This is a genomic window from uncultured Methylobacterium sp. (assembly GCF_964251405.1).
Lineage (GTDB): Bacteria > Pseudomonadota > Alphaproteobacteria > Rhizobiales > Beijerinckiaceae > Methylobacterium.
In genome coordinates this window covers 11,012-13,012 of the sequence record NZ_CAXUJR010000098.1, presented here as the reverse complement: position 1 = coordinate 13,012, position 2,001 = coordinate 11,012, and the positions used below count along the sequence as shown (strand labels likewise).

General features: G+C 69.9%; 2 protein-coding genes. Both read left to right on the top strand.

Features of this window, described 5'->3' with window-relative positions:
• Window positions 1-222 precede the first annotated feature (222 nt).
• Window positions 223-993 (top strand): SDR family NAD(P)-dependent oxidoreductase, encoded by a 771-nt coding sequence (locus ACFE7U_RS15195; protein ID WP_375410559.1) that lies wholly within the window; start codon window positions 223-225, stop codon window positions 991-993.
• Between the two features lie 78 nt (window positions 994-1,071).
• The gene (locus ACFE7U_RS15190; RefSeq protein WP_375410558.1) at window positions 1,072-1,998 is read left to right on the top strand and encodes a histone deacetylase family protein; all 927 of its coding nucleotides are present in this window, start codon (window positions 1,072-1,074) and stop codon (window positions 1,996-1,998) included.
• The last annotated feature ends 3 nt before the right edge of the window (window positions 1,999-2,001 follow it).

The following is a 2,001-nucleotide window of genomic DNA, read 5'->3' as shown; positions in this document are numbered from 1 at the left end:
TCGCCGTGTTCCGGTTCAGGACCGGCGTGATCCCGACGCTGGCAGCCTGCGCGGCGGCCGGCATGGCCCTGCGTCTCGCGGGCGCGGTCTCCTAGCGCGTCGGAGGACCCCAAGGACCGCATCCGGGAACCCCGTACACGCGAGCCGATTGACGTGTCTTCGAGGCGTCGAGGCCCCAGGGCACGAACTCCTGTCCTCCCACCGACATCGCACAGGCCGATCATGAAGCTGCAGGGTAAGCGGGCGCTCGTCACCGGCGCCGATTCCGGGATCGGGCAGGCCGTCGCGGAGCTGTTCGCCCGCGAGGGCGCGGACGTCGCGATCACCTACCACACCGACGCCGAGGGCGCGGCGGAGACGGCGCGCCGCGTCGAGGCGGGCGGCCGGCGCTGCCTCGTGATCCGGACCGACGTGACCGACCCGGCCTCGGTGGAGGCGACGTTCGCGCAAGTCGCCAAGGACCTCGGCGTGCTCGACATCCTCGTCAACAATGCCGGCCAGGCGATGAGCGGCATGCCGGTGGCCGAGATGGACGATGCCAAGCTCGAGCTGATCCTGCGCGTCAACCTCATGGCGCCGGTCTATTGCGCCCGCGCCTTCATCAAGGTGCGGCGTGCCCATGGCGGGCGCGGCAAGATCGTGATCGTGTCGTCGGTCGCCCAGCACCTGCCGACGCCCGAGAGCGCGCCCTACGGCATGTCGAAGGCCGGGGTCGGATCGCTTTGCCGGAGCCTGTCGCGCGAGCTCGCCGAGGACAGGATCAACGTCAACAACGTGGCGCCGGGCCTGATCGAGACCCCGATGACCAGCGACCGGTTCGAGGACCCAAAGAAGCTCGAAGCATCCCTGGAGCGGATCCCGTGGCACCGGGCCGGGCAGCCCGACGACATCGCCAAGGCGATCCTGTACCTGTCCGGCGACGATTCCGACTACGTCACCGGGCATACCCTGGTCGTGGACGGCGGGCTCACGATGCAGTGGGGCGGCGCCTGAATCGGGCCGCGCAGTCCCGTCTGGTCCCCGCCCGGGGGCTTTGGTATATCGTATGCCAACGGAACGAGCAGGGCTGACATGACGGTACTCTTCTACCATGAGGCTGCCCTCGCGCATCGCACGCCGCACGGCCACCCCGAGCGTCCCGAGCGGATGAAGGCCGTGCAGGAGGCGCTGGCCGCCGAGGCCTTCGCCGGCCTCGATCGGCGCGCGCCCGAGCCGGCGACGCTGGAACAGGTGATGCTGGCCCATCCCGAGGAGTGGGTCCGCGCCATCGTCGGGGCCGCACCCAAGGAGGGGCTGGTCCATCTCGATTCCGATACCGTGCTCTCGCCCGGCACCATCGACTGCGTGCTGCGCGGCGTCGGGGCGGCGGTCCAGGGCGTCGACCTCGTGATGACGGGGGCGGCCAAGACCGTGTTCTCAGGCATGCGCCCGCCCGGGCACCATGCCGAACGCACCAAGGCGATGGGGTTCTGCGTCTTCAACAACGTCGCCGTCGCGGCCCGGCACGCCCAGAAGGCGCACGGGGCCGAGCGCGTCGCCATCGTCGACTGGGACGTCCACCACGGTAACGGCACCCAGGACATCTTCTGGTCGGACCCCTCGGTCCTGTTCTGCTCGACCCACCAGATGCCGCTCTATCCGGGCACCGGCGCGGTCTCCGAGACGGGCGAGCACGGCACCATCGTGAACGCGCCGCTGAAGCCTTTCGCCGACGGTGACGCCTTCAGGGAGGCGTTCGAGAGCCGCATCCTGACGCGCCTCAACGCATTCAAGCCCGACCTGATCGTGATCTCCGCCGGGTTCGACGCCCATTGGCGCGATCCGCTCGCCAACCTGATGCTGGAGGCCGAGGATTTCGCCTGGGCGACCCGGAGGGTGATGGAGGTCGCCGACCGCTCCTGCGGCGGCCGCATCGTGTCGGCGCTGGAGGGCGGCTACGACCTCAAGGGCCTTGCCGACTCGGTCGCCGCCCATGTCGAGGTGCTGATGGGCGGGTGATCA